The organism is Paramagnetospirillum marisnigri (assembly GCF_001650715.1).
GTDB classification, from domain to species: domain Bacteria; phylum Pseudomonadota; class Alphaproteobacteria; order Rhodospirillales; family Magnetospirillaceae; genus Phaeospirillum; species Phaeospirillum marisnigri.
Genome location: NZ_LWQT01000041.1, coordinates 1 through 18,328, shown reverse-complemented (window position 1 = coordinate 18,328; position 18,328 = coordinate 1). Strand labels below are relative to the sequence as shown.

Annotated in this window: 19 protein-coding genes, 2 tRNA genes and 1 pseudogene; 17 read left to right on the top strand and 5 right to left on the bottom strand. The window is 64.3% G+C overall.

Going from position 1 to position 18,328, the window contains the following annotated elements; all coding sequences use genetic code 11:
• Window positions 1-2: 2 nt before the first annotated feature.
• Genes A6A04_RS04755 through A6A04_RS23380 form a run of 3 tightly spaced genes read left to right on the top strand, consistent with a single transcriptional unit; the run spans window position 3 to window position 1,427 of the window.
• A complete protein-coding gene (locus A6A04_RS04755; protein ID WP_068490429.1) occupies window positions 3-512 on the top strand; it encodes a hypothetical protein in 510 nt (169 codons plus the stop codon).
• Complete coding sequence (locus A6A04_RS04750; protein ID WP_068490428.1) at window positions 509-1,264, top strand: hypothetical protein; 756 nt, start codon at window positions 509-511, stop codon at window positions 1,262-1,264. Before A6A04_RS04755 ends, A6A04_RS04750 begins: the two co-directional genes overlap by 4 nt.
• Window positions 1,164-1,427 (top strand): HGGxSTG domain-containing protein, encoded by a 264-nt coding sequence (locus A6A04_RS23380; RefSeq protein WP_322096788.1) that lies wholly within the window; start codon window positions 1,164-1,166, stop codon window positions 1,425-1,427. The genes A6A04_RS04750 and A6A04_RS23380 overlap by 101 nt, the downstream gene beginning before the upstream one ends.
• Window positions 1,428-1,546: 119 nt before the next feature.
• Here A6A04_RS23380 and A6A04_RS04745 read toward each other — a convergent pair.
• Window positions 1,547-1,639 (bottom strand) — tRNA-Ser (locus A6A04_RS04745).
• A 67-nt stretch (window positions 1,640-1,706) separates the two neighbouring features.
• On the opposite strand from A6A04_RS04745, the gene A6A04_RS04740 reads away from it, so the two are divergent.
• The 6 genes from A6A04_RS04740 to A6A04_RS04715 all read left to right on the top strand — a co-directional run bounded on the left by A6A04_RS04740 (window position 1,707) and on the right by A6A04_RS04715 (window position 5,846).
• Window positions 1,707-2,360, top strand: a complete 654-nt coding sequence (locus tag A6A04_RS04740; protein WP_068490426.1) for a class I SAM-dependent methyltransferase — start codon at window positions 1,707-1,709, stop codon at window positions 2,358-2,360.
• Window positions 2,361-2,517: 157 nt separating this feature from the next.
• Window positions 2,518-3,258, top strand: coding sequence for a DUF4198 domain-containing protein (locus A6A04_RS04735; RefSeq protein WP_245651075.1), 741 nt, complete (start codon window positions 2,518-2,520; stop codon window positions 3,256-3,258).
• Window positions 3,259-3,269: 11 nt separating this feature from the next.
• A complete protein-coding gene (gene cbiM, locus A6A04_RS04730) occupies window positions 3,270-3,878 on the top strand; it encodes a cobalt transporter CbiM (RefSeq protein ID WP_068490422.1) in 609 nt (202 codons plus the stop codon).
• Window positions 3,875-4,420 (top strand): hypothetical protein, encoded by a 546-nt coding sequence (locus A6A04_RS04725; protein ID WP_068490420.1) that lies wholly within the window; start codon window positions 3,875-3,877, stop codon window positions 4,418-4,420. The genes cbiM and A6A04_RS04725 overlap by 4 nt, the downstream gene beginning before the upstream one ends.
• On the top strand, window positions 4,417-5,211 hold the full coding sequence (gene cbiQ / locus A6A04_RS04720) for a cobalt ECF transporter T component CbiQ (protein WP_082914703.1): 795 nt from the start codon (window positions 4,417-4,419) through the stop codon (window positions 5,209-5,211). The genes A6A04_RS04725 and cbiQ overlap by 4 nt, the downstream gene beginning before the upstream one ends.
• Window positions 5,208-5,846, top strand: a complete 639-nt coding sequence (locus tag A6A04_RS04715; protein WP_068490418.1) for an energy-coupling factor ABC transporter ATP-binding protein — start codon at window positions 5,208-5,210, stop codon at window positions 5,844-5,846. The genes cbiQ and A6A04_RS04715 overlap by 4 nt, the downstream gene beginning before the upstream one ends.
• A gap of 1 nt (window position 5,847) precedes the next feature.
• Here A6A04_RS04715 and A6A04_RS04710 read toward each other — a convergent pair whose 3' ends face one another.
• Both A6A04_RS04710 and A6A04_RS04705 read right to left on the bottom strand, forming a co-directional pair.
• On the bottom strand, window positions 5,848-6,489 hold the full coding sequence (locus tag A6A04_RS04710) for an MlaC/ttg2D family ABC transporter substrate-binding protein (RefSeq protein ID WP_068490416.1): 642 nt from the start codon (window positions 6,487-6,489) through the stop codon (window positions 5,848-5,850).
• 4 nt (window positions 6,490-6,493) lie between these two features.
• Window positions 6,494-7,324 (bottom strand): MlaA family lipoprotein, encoded by an 831-nt coding sequence (locus A6A04_RS04705; protein WP_245651074.1) that lies wholly within the window; start codon window positions 7,322-7,324, stop codon window positions 6,494-6,496.
• A 235-nt stretch (window positions 7,325-7,559) separates the two neighbouring features.
• Between A6A04_RS04705 and A6A04_RS04700 the strand changes: the two genes are divergently transcribed.
• From A6A04_RS04700 to A6A04_RS04665, 8 genes and pseudogenes are all read left to right on the top strand, one after another.
• The gene (locus A6A04_RS04700; RefSeq protein WP_068490414.1) at window positions 7,560-8,507 is read left to right on the top strand and encodes an ArsR/SmtB family transcription factor; all 948 of its coding nucleotides are present in this window, start codon (window positions 7,560-7,562) and stop codon (window positions 8,505-8,507) included.
• A complete protein-coding gene (gene metF, locus A6A04_RS04695) occupies window positions 8,504-9,385 on the top strand; it encodes a methylenetetrahydrofolate reductase (RefSeq protein ID WP_068490412.1) in 882 nt (293 codons plus the stop codon). Before A6A04_RS04700 ends, metF begins: the two co-directional genes overlap by 4 nt.
• A 56-nt stretch (window positions 9,386-9,441) precedes the next feature.
• Window positions 9,442-9,849, top strand: coding sequence for an endonuclease domain-containing protein (locus A6A04_RS04690; RefSeq protein WP_068490410.1), 408 nt, complete (start codon window positions 9,442-9,444; stop codon window positions 9,847-9,849).
• Between the two features lie 18 nt (window positions 9,850-9,867).
• Entirely contained in the window at window positions 9,868-13,341 is a 3,474-nt protein-coding gene (metH, locus tag A6A04_RS04685) for a methionine synthase (RefSeq protein WP_068490409.1), read from the top strand.
• Between the two features lie 87 nt (window positions 13,342-13,428).
• Window positions 13,429-14,409, top strand: coding sequence for an MBL fold metallo-hydrolase (locus A6A04_RS04680; RefSeq protein WP_156612474.1), 981 nt, complete (start codon window positions 13,429-13,431; stop codon window positions 14,407-14,409).
• Between the two features lie 88 nt (window positions 14,410-14,497).
• Window positions 14,498-14,583: transfer RNA gene (locus tag A6A04_RS04675), tRNA-Leu, on the top strand.
• A 75-nt stretch (window positions 14,584-14,658) separates the two neighbouring features.
• Window positions 14,659-15,813, top strand: a complete 1,155-nt coding sequence (locus A6A04_RS04670; RefSeq protein ID WP_068490407.1) for a DUF6538 domain-containing protein — start codon at window positions 14,659-14,661, stop codon at window positions 15,811-15,813.
• Between the two features lie 888 nt (window positions 15,814-16,701).
• Window positions 16,702-16,941, top strand: a pseudogene (locus tag A6A04_RS04665) (tyrosine-type recombinase/integrase); the annotation flags it as partial.
• A gap of 12 nt (window positions 16,942-16,953) precedes the next feature.
• Here A6A04_RS04665 and A6A04_RS04660 read toward each other — a convergent pair.
• Window positions 16,954-17,511, bottom strand: a complete 558-nt coding sequence (locus tag A6A04_RS04660) for a bacteriohemerythrin (RefSeq protein WP_236686383.1) — start codon at window positions 17,509-17,511, stop codon at window positions 16,954-16,956.
• Complete coding sequence (locus A6A04_RS04655; RefSeq protein ID WP_082914701.1) at window positions 17,498-17,884, bottom strand: response regulator; 387 nt, start codon at window positions 17,882-17,884, stop codon at window positions 17,498-17,500. Before A6A04_RS04655 ends, A6A04_RS04660 begins: the two co-directional genes overlap by 14 nt.
• Window positions 17,885-18,328: the final 444 nt, after the last annotated feature.

The window sequence follows — 18,328 nt, the reverse complement described above, 5'->3', positions numbered from 1 at the left end:
AAATGGCTGCCATCGCCTTCACCCCGTTTGTTCCGACCTATTGCTTGGGGCGGGGCGACAGCGTCCCGAGCTTTAGCAGCTTTAGCGAGATTAGCAGCCCTCCCGCCGGAAACGTGATTTTGGCAGAAGTGACGTCTCCCGCTGCCGTCGTTCTGTCAGTCCCGGCGGAATGGGCTGTCGGCTTTGAGCGCCTCTGTTCTCTGGCGGCCCCCAGCCTGTATAGCCAGAGCCGATGGAACCGGATCATCGACGACGCTGAGCGGCTGATGGCTGACTGGGCGGGTAACTTGGCCGCGCTGGAGTGGACGACCTTGGGAGTGTTTGGGGTCCACCCTCATGCTTCGGAAAGGCGCCAGGACTACAAGGGCATCGTTCCACAGATCAATGGCCGCCGGATTGTCGCAATTACCTCGACTTCGGTTTCCATTCAGGGCCGTGACGGACATCGCCTGACCATCTATCGGGCCCCGGATCAGCCGGGGCAGATCCCTCTTTGGGAAATGCTGCCATGAAGAAATCCGACAAGGCAAAGGACGCCCAGAAGCCTCCCTACATGCCGACCGAGCGAGAACGGGTCGTCTTGTCGGAGTATTTGGCCAAGGAGGAAGCCGCCATCCCAGCCCCTCGGATGAAGGTCGTGAGGGAAGGAAAACACGTCAGCGTCGATCCTATCCATCCCCATATCGGCACCTGGGCATTAACCACCACGGCGGCCTTCGGAGCCACACATCATGCCTTCGCCAGCGTCCAGATCAACCATGCCGTCCAAGCCAGCATCAAGGGTGATGATCCTGCCCCAAAAGTCGATGTTCTGAATGGAATTCTGGCCGGGGTTGCCGGTATCGCTCCCCGTGATGAGGTGGAATCCATGCTGGCGGTGCAGATGATCGCCACCCACAACGTGGCCATGGAAATGCTCAAGCGGGCGATGCTGGATCAGCCCTCAGCCCAGGTCTGCGATGGGATCGTCAGTCGGGCGGCCAAGCTGTTGCGGACCTATACCGCTCAGGTGGAAGCGCTGGGCCGGTACCGCCACGGGGGCAAACAGCAGGTGATCGTCCAACACCAGCATGTCGGAATCAGTGCCGACAAGGCGGTGATCGGCATCAACGCCCCCAACGGGGATGGGGGAGGGGTTACCCTGGAAATCGGAGATCAAGCCCATGTCCAGTCCATTACCCATGCACCAGTCTCCCCGATGCGGGGCGAAGACAAGGAGCGGTGCGCCGTGCCAGCAACCCGGCATGGCAAACGGACGCTGTAAGCTGCACGGGGGGAAATCTACCGGGGCACCCAAGGGCAAAGCCAATGGGAACTACCGTCACGGCTATTACACTGCCGAGGCAATAGCTGAGCGCCGGGAGTTGAGGACGCTGATCCAGGAATGCCGAGAATCCGTCAAGACGGTGCGGGAAAGAACCGATTGAGTCCTGCAATGTCCCGTGATATCCGCCTAAATCCGAGATGGGTTTGTGGGCTCATTTGTGGGTTGAGAGCCGCCACCCCGCCACAATACAAGCAATAACAATGCCTTAGATTGAATAAATGGCGGAGGGAGAGGGATTCGAACCCTCGATACGGCTCAACACCGTATACACACTTTCCAGGCGTGCGCCTTCAACCGCTCGGCCACCCCTCCGCAACACAGTCCGCCCGTGGTATAAGGGGCCTGCGAAGGGCGAGAACCTACACGAGGGAAAAAGACCGTGCAACCCCGTTCTCACCACCTTTTCACCCGTTCAGGAGAGATTCCGGAGACCTCCGCCCGCACCCTGGCCCATTACGGCCGCCGGGCGGCGGATTTCTGGGCGGGAACCCGCGACCACGACGTCAGCCAGAACATCGGCGCCCTGTTGCGCCATATCCATGCCGAGCCGCCGTTCCTCGTGCTGGATTTCGGCTGCGGGCCGGGGCGTGATCTGGTCAGCTTCACCAGCCAGGGGCATCGCGCCATCGGCCTGGACGGCACCGAGGCCTTCGTCGCCATGGCCCGCGCCCATAGCGGCTGCGAGGTCTGGCACCAGGATTTCCTCGCCCTCGACCTGCCCGAGGCCACCTTCGACGGCATCTTCGCCAATGCCTCGCTGTTCCATGTCCCCCTGGCCGAGACGCCCCGGGTGCTGGGGCAGTTGCGGGCCGCGCTCAAGCCCGGCGGGGTGCTGTTCAGCTCCAATCCGCGCGGCGACAACACCGAGGGATGGCAGGGCGAGCGCTTCGGCAGCTATCACGACCTGGAGGGTTGGCGCCGCCTGGTCGGTGCCGCCGGATTCGAGGAACTGGAACACTATTTCCGCCCGCCGGGCCTGCCACCGGCCCAACAGCCCTGGCTGGCCACGGTATGGCGGCGGTTGGAAAAATAGCTCGGCGTCGCGCTTTGCGCTTGGTCTCGCCGCTCGGCTGGGGGTATTCTCCGGGTGTCTGTCAGACAAAGTCGCATAAATTTGCATGCCGGGACGCTCTATGACGCTGTCGCATAAACTTTCCCCCGGGCCGAGGGCCGCCGCCGCGAGCCTGGCCGTGGCACTCGCACTGCTGGCCCCCACCCCGGCGCGGGCGCATTTCCTGGAACTGATTCCGTCCGCCGACATCGTCGGCGCCGAGGGCAACCGCGCGGTTCGGCTGGACCTGGCCTTCACCCATCCCATGGAGCGCGGCCCGGTGATGGAGATGGCGCCGCCGGTGCGCTTCGGCGTGGTGGCGGACGGCAAGACCCGCGACCTCAAATCCACGCTGAAGCCGCGCAAGCTGGGCGACAAGACCGCCTTCGAGGCCGCCTTCACCCCCGATGCCCCCGGCGACTACGTCTTCTTCGTCGAACCCGCCCCCTATTGGGAGGCGGGCGAGGGCAAGTGGATCACCCATTACACCAAGGTGGTGGTGGATTTCGCCTCGGGCGAGGGTTGGGACCGGCTGGTGGGGCTACCGGTGGAGATCGAGCCGCTGGCGCGGCCCTACGGGCTGTGGACCGGCAATCTATTCCGGGGCATCGTGCGCAAGGCGGGCAAGCCGGTGCCCTTCGCCACCGTCGAGGTGGAATGGCGCAATGACGGCTCGGTCACCGCCCCCGCCGATCCCTTCGTGACCCAGGTGATCAAGGCCGACGCCCAGGGCCAGTTCGCCTATGCCATGCCGCGCGCCGGATGGTGGGGCTTCGCCGCCCTGGTGGACGGCGACAAGCCGGTCAAGTCGCCCGAGGGCAAGCCCGCCAAGGCCGAACTGGGCGGCCTGATCTGGCTGCGCACCGTCGATATGAAATAGGAGCATCCCGCTTGGCCCATATCCCCGACGGAGTCCTGTCCCTGCCCGTGCTCGCCGTCGGCGGCGCGGTCAGTGTCGTGGGCGTCGGCCTGGGGCTGCGGGGGCTCGACCCGACGCGGACACCCCGGGTGGCTGTGCTGTCGGCGGTGCTGTTCGTGGCCTCGCTGGTGCATTTCCCCGCCGGTCTGGCTTCGGTGCATCTGCTGCTCAACGGCCTGGCCGGGATCATCCTGGGCTGGGCCGCCTTTCCCGCCCTGCTGGTGGCGCTGCTGCTGCAGGCGGTGCTGTTCGGCTTCGGCGGCCTGGCGGTGCTGGGAGTCAACACCATGGACATGGCGGTGCCCGCCCTGCTGGCGGCAAGCCTGTTCCGACTGGGCTGGAACCAGGGCGCGCCGCGCCGCGCCGCCCTGCTGGGAGGCGCCTGCGCCGCCGGATCGGTGCTGCTGACCGCCGTCATGGTCGCCGCCGTCATGGCCCTGTCGGGCCGCGAATTCGAGACGGCGGCCAAGCTGGTGGTGGCGACCCATCTGCCGGTGGCGGGGATCGAGGCGGTGTTCACCGCCGCCGTGGTCTCGCTGCTGGCCCGGGTCAAGCCGGACATGCTGGCGAGGCCGACATGATCCGCCCGGCGCTCCTCATCCTCGGCCTGTTGCTGGCCGCCGCCCCCGCCCAGGCGCACAAGCTGAAGCTGTTCGCCTCCAGTGACGGCGCCGTGATCAGCGGCAGCGTCTATTTCGTCGGCGGCGCCAAGGCCGTTGGCGTTCCGGGCGTGGTCCAGGGTCCCGATGGCGCCGAGCTGGCGCGCTTCGTCACCGGCGAGGATGGCGGCTTCCGCGTCGAGGCCCGTTCCCGTATGGACCATCTCATCACCGTGGAGTCAGGCGACGGCCATGCCGCCAGCCTGACCATCGCCGCCGAGGATCTGCCCGCATCCCTGCCCCAAGGCGCCGCCCGCCGGACGGTGCCGCCGCCGGGAATCGCCGCCCCCGCCGAGCTGGAAGCGGTGGAGGCGGCGGTGGCGCGCCAGATCGCGCCGCTGCGCCGTCAGATCGACGCCTATGAGGAACGGGTGCGGCTGCACGACCTGCTGGGCGGCATCGGCACCATTTTCGGCCTGTTCGGCATCATGGCCTGGCTGTCGGCCAGGAGGAGGAGCCCATGAGCGTGATCCCCGCCGCCCGCGCCCGCGGTTCCGCCCTCGACGCCGCCCGAGCTGGCGAGGGGCGGGCGTTGGTGGCCCGCCTCGATCCCCGCAGCCGGGTGCTGCTGGCCGTCGCCTTCACCGGGGCGGTGGTGCTGGCCGAGAGCCTGTCGGCCCTGTCCATCGCCCTGGGGGTGGCCATCGGTCTCGCCCTGCTGGCCCGGCTGCCCTGGCGCCTGACCCTCCGCCGCCTGCTGGCCCTGGAAGGCTTCATGCTGGTGGTGCTGGCGCTGCTGCCCTTCACCGTTCCCGGCCGTATCCTGGCCGAGCCGCTGGGCTTCGGCCTCAGCGCCGAGGGCCTGCGCCAGGCGGCACAGATCGCCCTGCGCGCCAATGCGGTGGCGGTGGCCCTGGCCGCCCTGCTGGGCAGCCTGGAGGTGGTGGCCCTGGGCCGTGCCCTGGCGCGGCTGGGCGCGCCGTCGCGGCTGGTGCATCTGTTCCTGTTCACCGTGCGCTATATCGGGGTGCTGGAACAGGAATACGGCCGTCTGCGCCTGGCCATGCGGGCGCGCGCCTTCCGCCCCGGCCCCGGCCTGCATTGCTGGACCTCGCTGGGCCATCTGTTCGGCATGCTGCTGGTGCGGTCGCTGGAGCGGGCCGAACGCATCGACGCCGCCATGCGCTGCCGTGGCTTTACCGGCCGCTTCCATCTGCTGGACGACCACGGGCCGGAGCGGCCGGGCGCCCTGGACTTGGGCGTCGGCGCCGCCTCCACCGCCGCGCTGCTCCTGGTGGTGGGCCTGGGCCTGTGATCCGCCTGGAGGCCGTCACCTTCGCCTACGAGCCCGCCCACCCGGTGCTGGAGCGGCTGGATTTCCATCTGGCCGAGGGCGAGCGGGTGGTGCTGAACGGCGCCAACGGCGCGGGCAAGACCACGGTTCTGCATCTGATGGTGGGGCTGGTGCGGCCCGGGTCCGGCCGCATTGTCGCCTTTGGCCGTGAACGCCGCAGCGAAGCCGATTTCGTCGAGGTGCGGGCCCAGGCCGGACTGCTGTTCCAGGATGCCGACGATCAGCTGTTCTGCCCCACCGTGGCCGAGGACGTGGCCTTCGGGCCGCTGAACCAGGGCAAGAGCCGGGCCGAGGCCCGCGCCATCGTCCACGAGACCCTGGCCGCCCTGGGGCTGGAGGAGTTGGAGCAGCGGGTCACCCACAAGCTCTCGGGCGGGCAGCGTCGGCTGGTATCGCTGGCCGCCGTGCTGGCCATGCGGCCCCGGGCGCTGTTGCTGGACGAGCCCACCAACGCCCTGGACGAGGCGACACGGGAGCGGCTGCTGGCAATCCTGGACTCGCTGCCGCTGGCCATGGTGGTGGTGTCCCACGACGGCGAGGTGCGCGAGCGGCTGGCGACGCGTCAGGTGCGGCTGGTGAACGGACGGCTGGAGTAGCTCAGTTGCCCTTGTTGGCCGGTTCCGCCTTCAACTGGGCGATCTTGGTCCGCATGGCGGCCAACAACCCATCCACCTTGCCACCATTGGACTGGATCACCGATGCGTATTCCGAGCGATAGGTGATGGACATGGACGACCCCTCGACGAACAGGTCGACCACGCGCAGGCCGGTCTCGCCCTGGCGCAGGCGCCATTGCAGGGCGATGGGAGGCTGGTTCTGCCGCTCGACCTTGGACGCGACGACGATATCGCGCTCGCCTTCCTGGGCGACGGCACCAACAGTATGGCGGAGATCCCCGCCGTAATCCTTGAACCGGGTCGACCAGGTCAGGACCACGATATCCTCGAACCGCTTCAGGAATTCCTGCTGCTGTTCGGGACTGGCGGCGCGCCAATAGCGCCCCAGAACGAATTTGGCGATCTCGTGGACATCCACCTCGGTGGTGAACAGGGAGCGGAACCGCATCGCCCGATCATGATCGGACAGCCCCTTGGCGGTCATGGTCTCCATGGCCTTGGCGGCGAGGTCGGTCACGAAAACCTTGGGGTCCTGCTCGGCGGCCGAGGCCGAGGACGGGCTATGGCCCAGGCACAGCATCAGACCGGTCAGTGCCGCCAGAAAAGTCCTGCGAAGCATCATGGGATCACTGGGCCTTCTGGGACAGTTCGGCATTGCGGGACGGAGACGCGCTGCCGGTCATCCCGGGCGAGGGCACCTTGGCGGGACCGCCACGGCCGTTCTTGATCTCGGAGGCGCGGTGCTGGCGATAGAGCGAGCGCAGCGAGGCGTAGAAGTCCAGCGAGGTCCGCTCGATCTCATCCAGGGTGTCGAGCAGGCCTTCCCGCTTGTCCAATCCGGTGAAGCCGAAGCGGGTATAGGAAATCCACTCCTTGCCCGCATTGGCCATGGCGATGTCGAAGGGATCGGCGAAGAATTCGGCAACCAGGCCGATGCCGTCGCGGGGATTGCTGGGCCCGAACACCGGCAGCATCAGGAACGGCCCCTCGCCGACACCCCACACCGCCAGGGTCTGACCGAAATCCTCCTCATGCGGGGGAATGCCGGCCTCGGCGGCCACGTCAGCATAGCCCAGCAGGCCGAACGAGGTGTTGATCATGGCGCGGAACAGGGTCTGCACCGCCCGGTCGGCCTCTCCCTGCAGCAGGTCGTTGGCGAAGATCAACGGGCTGTTCAGATTGGTCAGCACGTTGTGGACACGGTCGCGGCCGAATTTCGGCATCACGTAGCGATAGGCCTGCGCCGCGGGCTTGAAGGCGTATTTGTCGGCGGCCAGATTGAAGTCGAACACGCCGCGATTGAAGGGCTCCAGCGGATCGTTGATCTGCTCCCACTCGGCCACGGCCTCCTTGTCGTCGGCGGGCGGCGGCGTGGCGCACCCAGCGACCAGGGCGAGGGCCATCAGCGACCCGATGACGCGGGTGACGGCATAGCGGCTTGCATGAATCACGGTCATAGCTCTGGCACCCTAATGTTCCACCTGGCGGCTAGCCGGGTCCAAGCCCTTCGGAGCCGCGAAATCCCTAACTTTCGAGGTAACACAGTCCGCACGGAAAGGCTAGGCCTGAGTCCGATTTGCCACACACCCATCCCCAGCCTGTTGCAAATCGGCATCATGGGGATAAGACCCTATGGCGTCGGGCCGAAACTTCGTATAAAGATATGTTTATATGTTGTTGGAGGCGTAACGCGTGGAATCGGTGCTGACGGGATTGCGGGCCGCCGCCGAGCCGACCAGGCTCAGGCTGCTGCATCTGCTGGCCCAGGGCGACCTGACCGTGACCGAACTGACCCACATCCTGGGCCAGAGCCAGCCCCGCGTCTCGCGCCATCTCAAGCTGATGTGCGATGCCGGGCTGCTGGACCGCTTCCCCGAGGGCGCCTGGGTGTTCTACCGCCTGGCCGCCAAGGGTCGCGGCGCCAGCCTGGCCCGCCATCTGCTGGACCTGCTGCCCGCCGACGACCAGACCCTGGCCACCGACCAGCAGCGTCTGGAAGCGGTGCGGGCGGGTCGCGCCGAGCGGGCGCAAAGCTATTTCAGCGAGAACGCGCAGCGCTGGGACAGTATCCGCTCGCTGCATGTGGACCAGACCGAGGTGGAGAAGACCCTGCTGGACATCTTTGCCGGGCGCGGCCTGCATGATCTGGTGGACATGGGCACCGGCACCGGCCGCATGCTGGAACTGCTGGCCCCCCAGGCGGAGCGCGCCGTCGGCATCGACCTGTCGCGCGAGATGCTGAGCGTTGCCCGTGCCAATCTCGAACGGGCCGGACTGCGCCACTGCATGGTCCGCCAGGGCGACATCACCCATCTGCCGCTGCCCGCCGCCTGCGCCGACGCCGTGACCATCCATCAGGTGCTTCATTATGCCGCCGAGCCCGCCCAGCTGGTGGCCGAGGCCGCCCGGGTGCTGGAACCCGGCGGCCGCCTCGCCATGGTCGATTTCGCACCCCACGATCAGGAAAACCTGCGCGACCAGCACGCCCATCGCCGCCTTGGCTTTGCCGATGCCGAGGTGGAAGGGTGGCTGCGGGCCGCTGGACTTGCCCCCCTCCCGGCCGCCCATCTGCCGGGCAAGCCGCTCACCGTCGTGGTGTGGGCGGCGGACAAACCCGCCTCAAGGAGCCCCCAGACGTGACTTCCGAACTGCCCATCGCCGCCGCTTCCAAGCGGCCGGTCAGCGTCTCGTTCGAATTCTTCCCGCCCAAGACCGAGAAGATGCAGCAGGCGCTGTGGGACTGCGTCCAGCGCCTGGAGCCTTTGGCGCCGCTCTTCGTCTCGGTGACCTATGGCGCGGGCGGCACTACCCGCGAGCGCACCCACGACACCGTGGTGCGCATCGCCCGCGAGACCAAGCTGAAGCCCGCCGCCCACCTAACCTGCGTCGGCCATTCCAGGGGCGAGGTGGACGACATCGCCCGGCGCTATTGGGATGAGGGCATCCGCCATATCGTCGCCCTGCGCGGCGACATGCCCGACGGCGCCCCCTATGCCGCCCATCCCGATGGCTATGCCTACGCCGTCGACCTGGTGGCGGGCCTGAAGCGCATCGCCGACTTTGAAATCTCGGTGGCCGCCTATCCCGAGAAGCACCCCGACGCCCCCGACGCCGGTTTCGACCTGGACAATCTCAAGCGCAAGATCGACGCCGGTGCCTCGCGCGCCATCAGCCAGTATTTCTTCGATCCCTCGGTGTTCCTGGCCTTCCGCGAGCGCTGCGCCAAGGCGGGCATCACCGTGCCGGTCCTGCCCGGCATCCTGCCGGTGACCAATTTCGCCCAGGTGCAGAAGTTCTCGGCCGCCTGCGGCGCCAGCGTTCCCGAATGGATGGCCGATCTGTTCGCCGGGCTGGACGACGACCCCGAGACGCGCCGCCTGGTGGCCGCCACCGTCGCCGCCGAGCAGTGCCGCATCCTCGCCGCCGAGGGCGTGGACAACTTCCATTTCTATACCCTGAATCGCGCCGACCTCGCCTATGCCATCTCCCATATCCTGGGGGTTCGGCCGAGGGCGTGAACTCCCTCCCTCGCCCGCTTGCGGGAGAGGGAGGGCCGGGGAGGGTGAGAGCCGCAATGGTGACGTGGAAGCCGAAAACGGTTATCGCCAGGGCTCGCAATCTTCGGACGGAACGCGCCACCGACGTTGAAAGGCTATTGTGGCAAAGACTGAGGGCGGGACAGATCGGCGGGGCTAAATTTCGACGCCAACATCCCGCGGGTCCCTATTTCCTCGACTTCGTCTGCCTCGAGGCCAAGCTGGTGATTGAACTGGACGGCGGCCAGCACGCCGACCAGACTCGGATCGCTCATGACGAGAGGCGAACGAGATATTTGAAGGACCAGGGATACGTTGTCCTGCGGTTCTGGAATAACGACGTGACGGAAAACATGAGCGGGGTCCTGGAAACGATTTTGGCCACTCTGGCATCCAGGCCCTCACCCCCCACCCCCTCTCCCGCAAGCGGGCGAGGGGGAGAATGACGGATACGGAAAGCGATCATGACCAATATTCTCGATCATCTCTCCCAGCGGGTTCTGTTGTGCGACGGTGGCACCGGCGCCCTGGTCCAGGCCATGAACCTGTCGGTGGACAAGGATTTCCTCGGGCTGGAGAACTGCACCGAGATCCTGGTCAAGTCGCGCCCCGACGTGATCCGGGGCATCCATGAACGCTATTTCGAGGCCGGGGCCGACATGGTGGAGGCCGACACTTTCGGCGCCTCGCCCATCACCCTGGCCGAATTCGGCATCGCGGATCAGGCGGAGGAACTCAACCGGCTGGCCATCGAGCTGGGCTGGGAAGCCGCCGAACGCTTCAAGGGCGACGGCCGCACCCGCTTCGTCCTGGGCGCCATCGGCCCGGGCACCAAGCTGCCCACATTGGGCCATATCGGCTATGACGAGCTGGAAGCCGCCTATCTGGTCCAGGCCCGAGGCCAGATCGCGGGCCATGTCTCGGCCTTCCTGGTGGAGACCTGCCAGGACCCGCTGCAGATCAAGGCCGCCGTCAACGGCTGCAAGATCGCCTGCGCCGAAGCCAACAAGGACATCCCCATCTTCGTCCAGGTGACGGTGGAAACCACCGGCACCCTGCTGGTCGGCGCCGACATCGCCGCCGCCGCCACGGTGGTGCAGTCGCTGAAGGTGCCGCTGATGGGGCTGAACTGCGCCGCCGGACCGCAGGAAATGGGCGAGCATTTCAAGTGGCTGATCGACAACTGGACCGGCTTCGTCTCCATCCAGCCCAATGCCGGTCTGCCGGAACTGGTGGACGGCAAGACCCGCTATCCCTTGGCTCCCGACGAGCTGGCGGTGTGGCATGAGCGCTTCGTGGCCCAAGGCGCCAACCTGCTGGGCGGCTGCTGCGGCACCACGCCGCCCCATATCAGCGCCACCAACGAGATGCTGAAGCGCATCGGCGCCGGATATCGCCCGGCCCCGGTCAAGCGCAACGTGCATTGGGTTCCGGCGGTGGCCTCGCTCTATTCCCAGGTGCCGCTGCGGCAGGAGAACGCCTTCCTGGCCATCGGCGAGCGCTGCAACGCCAACGGCTCGAAGAAGTTCCGCGACCTGCAGGACGCCGAGGACTGGGACGGCATCACCGCCATGGCCCGCGAACAGGTCAAGGAAGGCAGCCACACCCTGGACGTCTGCACCGCCTTCGTCGGCCGCGACGAGGTGCGCGACATGACCGAGGTGCTCACCCGCCTGCGGGGTGCCGTCACCACGCCGCTGGTGATCGATTCCACCGAATTGCCGGTGCTGGAGGCTGGCCTGAAGCTCTATGGCGGCAAGGCCATCCTCAATTCCATCAATTTCGAGAATGGCGAGAAGGATGCCGCCGACCGCCTGAAGCTGGCCCGCAAGTTCGGTGCCGCCGTGGTGGCCCTGACCATCGACGAGGACGGCATGGCCAAGGACGCGGCGGCCAAGCTGCGCATCGCCCGGCGGCTCTACGACTTCGCCGTCAACACCCACGGCCTGCCCGCCTCGGATCTGTTGTTCGACCCGCTGACCTTCACCATCTGCACCGGCAACGAGGACGACCGCAAGCTGGCCATGGAGACCCTGGACGCCATCCGGACCATCCGCGCCGAGATGCCCGATTGCGGCATCGTGCTGGGCCTGTCCAACGTCTCGTTCGGGCTGAAGCCCGCCGCGCGCCAGATCCTCAATTCGGTGTTCCTGCACCATGCCATGCAGGCGGGCATGACCGGCGCCATCGTCCATGTCTCCAAGATCCTGGCGCTGCACACCCTGCCCGAGGACGAGGTCAAGGCCGCCGAGGACCTGATCTTCGATCGCGCCCCCGAAGCCCTGGCCCGCTTCATCGCCCTGTTCGGCGACCGCAAGGCCGCCGAGGTCAAGGCGGCCCTGCCCGCCAAGACCGAGGATCGCCTGAAACAGCGCATCATCGATGGCGACCGCACCGGCCTCGACGACGATCTGGCCGCCGCCATGAACGAGGGCTGGAAGCCGCTCGACATCATCAACAATCTGCTGCTGGACGGCATGAAGGTGGTGGGCGAGTTGTTCGGCTCGGGCAAGATGCAGCTTCCCTTCGTGCTGCAGTCGGCCGAGACCATGAAGGCCGCCGTGGCCTTCCTCGAACCCCATATGGAAAAGGCCGAGGGCCAGGCCAAGGCGGTGATGGTGCTGGCCACCGTCAAGGGCGACGTCCACGACATCGGCAAGAATCTGGTGGACATCATCCTGACCAACAACGGCTACAAGGTGGTCAATATCGGCATCAAGCAGCCGGTGGCCGAGATCATCAAGGCCGCCAAGGAGCACAAGGCCGACGCCGTCGGCATGTCGGGCCTGCTGGTCAAGTCCACGGTGATCATGAAGGAGAACCTGGCGGAGATGACCGAAGCCGGGCTCGATATCCCCGTGCTGCTGGGCGGCGCCGCCCTGACCCGCAAATATGTCGAGGAGGATTGCCGCGCCGCCTATGGCTCGGGCCGCGTCGCCTATGCGCGGGACGCCTTCGACGGCCTCGACCTCATGGCCAAGGTGGCAGCGGGTGACTTCGACGCCCATGTGGCGGCCAAGGCCGCCGCGCCCCACCGTCCCGGCTCGCCGTCGCGCACCCTGGGCCAGCCCGGCGATGCCGCCATCCGGCCGGTGGACTGGGACGAGATCAATCTACGCCGCGCCGAGCTGCACCGCGAGGTTCCGGTCCCCACGCCGCCGTTCTGGGGCGCCCGGGTCATCGAATCATCGCCGCTGCAGAACCTGATCCCCTTCCTCAACGAGACCATGCTCTACCAGTTCCACTGGGGCTATCGGAAGCAGGGCAAATCCATCGCCGAGTTCAAGGAGTGGGCCAAGACCGAGTTGAAACCCATCGCGCTGGACATGCTCAAGCGCTGTGCCAAGGAAGAGATTTTGCGGCCCCAGGCCGCCTATGGCTACTGGAAGGCGGCGTCGGACGGCGATTCCGTGGTGCTGTTCCAGGAAGACGGCACCACCGAGGCGGCCCGCTTCCCCTTCCCGCGCCAGGCCAAGGACGGGGGCTTAAGCATCGCCGACTTCTTCCGCCCGGTCTCGGACCCGGTGCGCGACGTCATCGGCCTGCAGGTGGTGACCATGGGCAAGCGTGCCACCGAGGTGGCCGCCGAGTGGTTCAAGGCCGACAAGTACCAGGACTATCTCTATCTCCACGGCTTGTCGGTGGAGATGGCGGAAGCCATGGCCGAATACGTCCACAAGCGCATCCGCTCGGAACTGGGCTTCGCCGCCGAGGATGCCGCCGACATGGACAAGCTGTTGAAGCAGAGCTATCGCGGCTCGCGCTTCTCGTTCGGCTATCCCGCCTGCCCCCGCATCGAGGACCAGGCGGCCCTGCTGAGCCTGCTGGGCGCCGATCGCATCGGCGTGACCCTGTCGGATGAATTCCAGTTGGAGCCCGAGCAAAGCACCTCGGCCATCGTCACCATCCATCCCCAGGCCAAGTATTTCAGCGTCTAAACCGTCACGGGGAGGTGAAAGGAATTCCTTTGACCTCCCCCGCCGCAACCGTTGAGATGGCGGCCTATCCCAACCGAGGAGCCGCCCATGTCCCTGTCCTCTCTCGTCAAGGCCGCCCTGCTGGGTATGGCCCTCACCCTGGCCGCCGCCCCGCCGGTCCTGGCCGATCCGCCTGCCCAGCGCGCCGATCAGGTGGGCGGCTGGCACCGCTTCAAGCTGGGCGGGTTCGAGGTCACGGCGCTCTATGACGGCTATATCGACCTCGACCGCAAGACCCTGCTCAATATCGAGGGCAAGACGGTAGAAAGCCTGCTCCGGCGCATGTTCGTGGATTACGGCAAGGGGATGCAGACCGCCGTCAACGCCTATCTGGTCCATACCGGCACCCGGCTGGTGCTGGTGGATGCGGGCACCGCCAAGGCCTTCGGCCCGACGCTGGGCTTTATCCTGGCCAACATCAAGGCGGCGGGCTACGACCCCGCCCAGGTGGATACGGTGCTGCTGACCCATCTGCACCCCGACCATGCGGCGGGCCTGCTGACCGCCGATGGCACCGCCGCCTTTCCCAATGCCGAGGTCTGGGCCGCCAAGGCCGAGGCCGATTTCTGGCTGGACGAAGCCATCGCCGCCAAGGCGCCGCAATCGGCCCAGGTGTTCTTCAAGATGGCCCGCGACGCGGTGGCGCCCTACAAGTCGGCGGGCAGGTTCCATGCCTTCACCGGCCAGGTCGGCCTGCCCGCCGGGATCGCGGCGGTGGACACCCACGGCCATACCCCCGGCCACACCTCGTATCTGCTGACCTCGCAGGGGCAGAGCCTGCTGGTGCTGGGCGACCTGATCCACAATCACGCCGTCCAGTTCGCCCGCCCCGAGGCCGCTTTTGAATATGACAGCGACAAGGCCCAGGCGGTGAAGACCCGCAAGGCGGTGTTCGCCGACGCCGCCCGGCAAAAGCTGTGGGTGGCGGGCGCCCATCTGCCCTTCCCCGGCATCGGCCATATCCGCGCCGAGGGCAAGGCTTTCGCCTGGGTGCCGCTGGAATATTCGCCGTTGCGCGCCGACCGCTGATCTCATTGGGCATGGAGGGGCTCCGCCCCTCCATTTCCGATTGACCCGCCTCCCGCCTTCGCTATGATCCCGCCACCATTCTTGCGGTGCCCCAGTGGCGGAATGGTAGACGCGGCAGACTCAAAATCTGTTGCCGGCAACGGCGTGCTGGTTCGAGTCCGGCCTGGGGCACCATTTTTCCTAGAGTCACCCATGGTAACCCCATGATTTCCAACGGTTTCGTCAAGATTCCGTCTGGAGCGGTAGACCATGTGGAAGACCAAAGCGGCACCATTCCTCTTCACCAAGAGAGGCATCTTCTATTTCTCGCGGCGCATCCCTGCTGACCTCGCAGGGCACTATCGGTGCGACCGGATCACCATTTCCCTGAGAACCAAATCTCTGCGAGCAGCCCAGGCACGAGCTGCGGCCCTGGGAGGTAAGCTTGACCAGGATTGGCTTTCCCTCCGCTGGCAGAGCAAGGAAGATCAGTTCTCCAGGTTCCTGTCGGATCGAGTCGTCGCCGCCAAGCTGGTATCCAGCGCCCCTACGCTGTCGGAAGCGGCCAAGGTTTATGTCGAGGAAAAAGGCAAAGGCCGCCCCCAGACCTTTCATCAGGCGGTGGATCGGGTCGTATCACGCATGATTGCGGTGGCGGGTGACAAACCCATCGACACCTTCACCCGTGAAGAAGCGAACGCCCTGCGCAATGCTTTCCGGGCCAAGGGCCTTACTACGGCGTCGATCAAGCGAGCCTTCAATGTCATCAGGGCCATGGTGAACTTCGTAGCGAGGGAAGTTGGCCTGGATGAGATACGGACCTTCTCCTCTATCTACTTCGGTGAGGATGAAGCCGAGGCGAAAGCCAAGCGGTCGTCCTTCGGGGATTCTGAACTCAAGACCATCCAAGTCCTCTGCCGGGAACTTGACGATCAGCCAAGATGGTTGATAGGCCTGATCAGCGACAGCGGGATGCGTCTTGCGGAGGCGGCTGGGTTGGTCACGGAGGATGTCGTCCTTGATGACAAACATCCCCACATCAAGCTGAGGCCACACCCCTGGCGTTCTCTGAAGACCCAAGGCAGCGCCAGGATCATACCACTGGTGGGCGTGTCACTGTGGGCCGCCCAAAGGGCTGTTTCAGCCTCGACCAACGGATTTCTGTTCCCGAAGTACTGCAATGACCAGGAATGCAAGGCCAACTCGGCCAGTGCAGCCCTAAACAAGTGGATGTCTCCGAGAGTGTCCAAGGGGGGCGTCGTCCACTCATTCCGGCACAGCCTTCGGGATCGCCTGCGAGCCGTTGAATGCCCTAGGGATATCGTTGATCGGCTTGGCGGCTGGACCGTGGATGGTATCGGCGAAACCTATGGCAAAGGCTACCCGATCCAGGTTCTGCACAAGTGGATGGAGATGATCGTCTGAGCCTGGAGGTCTACCGCTCCAGACGGAATCTTGACGAAACCGTTGGAAATCATGGGGTTACCATGGGTGACTCTAGGAAAAATGGTGCCCCAGGCCATCTCAGGTTCAGGGTCATTTCCCACCACAGGCACCCTACAGGCCCCTGATTCCAACGATTTCAAGAGTCTAGGTATCTCCAGGTTCGATGTCCAGAGGCACTTCTGGTCTACCGTTTGGTCTACCCTCCAGGATGCCCCTAGGGCGCCCTGGGAGACTCACTGACAGGCGGAATGGTCCTGAGGCTACCCAGGGTCATCTTCGGGCTAAGCGAGTCCCAGATGCCTCGCCACGGGGGACATGAGCTGGGACCCCAGGTGCGATATGGGGCTGAGATTTTTGTTCCAGAATAATCAGGGACCCAAGGGGCACCTTGAGGTCTCCGAGGGGCTCCCCATCGGTTCCCTTTCGGTGGTCCTGTCCGCTCCTGTCCCAGGTGACGGGGCGTGGATCTTGTGGGAGGATTAATAGGGGGATGGACTTCTCATTCTCTCCTATAGAGCGTTCACCCCCCTATTTAATCCCTGAGAGGAAACCCGATGGCTGCCCCAGGACCAGCTTCTGCTTCACCGACAGTATCGCCCAACGCCTTCATGGACAGGATGGAGAAGCACTGGGTCGAGACCCTGGGGAATGCGTCGAGTGAGAAGCTCAGGGCCATCTGGCGGCAACTGGCGGAGGCGTTTGGTCAAGCCATCGGTGCCCATGGGACTGACGACGAGACGACCTGGAGAGTCCTTCAGCCACCCACGGGAACCGGGAAGACCCAAGGGCTGTGTGTCTATGCCGCCATGTTGGCTGAGGGGAATCGTGGGGTGGCCGATGGGGGTAAGACGGGGATGCTGGTGGTCAAAGGCGACGGTCATTTGGGCCAACACGCTCTGCCAGTTATTCGGCCAGATCTGCGCACTAGCCGGAATTGATGGCGCGAGCAGCCACAGCGGTCGGCGATGGTTTATCACGCAATTGGCCCACAGCGGCGTTTCCGCGAAGGTCATCATGACGCTGGCAGGCCATCGCCACTTGTCCACCACGCAGCGTTATATCGAGGTCAACGACCAGATGATGAAAGCTGCCGTGGAGGTGTTGTAGCTGGCATAGAGGTTAAACCTCAAGTTCATTGCCATCCTCATCAGATAGATAAATTAAAGGGCGGCTGTCTACGTTGTCGTTTGTCAGATAGCCACTGTATTGTTTGTCAATAGTTTGAATATGTCCCACGAGCCATCGCTCGACGAGGCCGCTCATTGTTGCCGCAATATCTTTATTTCCATTTCTATAATCTTGAGCGATTTGATGCGCCTTCGCGGCAAAAGCTTCATGTGCAGCAAGATGTTCGGCCAAATAGGGATAGTTCACGGCGGCCATTGCCATCTCTTCGCGCAGGAAATGGCCTTCAACGTATTCTTCAAGTACATTAATCGCCGTTTCGATTAGGTAGTCATTCCCTTCCTCTGGGCCTTCTATAACATCGCGGAGCAGCCCTGCCAGCCTAAAGAAGGCTTGATGGTCCTCGTCAATGATGTCCACGCCAACGGACAAGTCAGCCGACCATCCATCGGGTACCTTATCCTGTTCTATGTTTTCAGACATATGCGCCACCGTGATGAACGGAAAACAAATACGAATGTATGCGACCTGCTTTCGGTCAAGCTGGCCCAAGAATTTTGATTATCCCAGAATGAAGCTTTTTGATCGAAAATGGCTTTTCCAAGAACAAGTCCACACCTGCCTCGTATGCCTTTTTTTCCGCATCTGCGCCCACCATCCCAGTCAGTAGGACGATTGGAATTTTTTGATCAATGCCATCAATCCCTGAGCGAATGCGTTGAGTGCATTCAAGCCCATCCATCACGTCCATCTTCCAGTCCATAATGACTAAGTGAGGAGACGTTTCACGGATCTTGGCAATCGCATCTTCACCATTAATCGCCTGGACGATATCCTTGATGCCGATGCCATTAAGGACCTCGAAAATCAAAGTGCGTGTGGGCGGATTGTCGTCAACAATCACCGCAGTCTTTACCGTATTCATTTACCGCCCTCGAAAAATTGCTGGGCACAAAAATGCCCGCTCTGTGGCCATCGATTTGCATAAACTCTAAAAGATTTTTGCTGTCATTTCCAGACCAAGGCAGAGATGCACGCGCATCGCCGTGATGTTCAGCTTATAAGCTGGAATGCTCGTCGGCGAGATCGCCACTTGAAGGTTAACGACCAGATGATGAGAGCTGCGGTTGAGGTGCTGTAGTTGGCGAATAGCAAATGCGGACAAATCCGACGATTTAGAGCTATGCGAAATTATATTGCGGTTCATTCGCAATAGTTGTTCTTTGATTACCCCCCCCCTGTGTGTGTTAAATAGTCAAAACCATTCAAAAAGTATGTGTATTTGGAGGCGGTGACCGGCCCCCAATGGCGGCTCCAGATCGAATGTTAGTGAAGCATGGTTGATGTTGCCTGGCCAGGGGCGACGGAG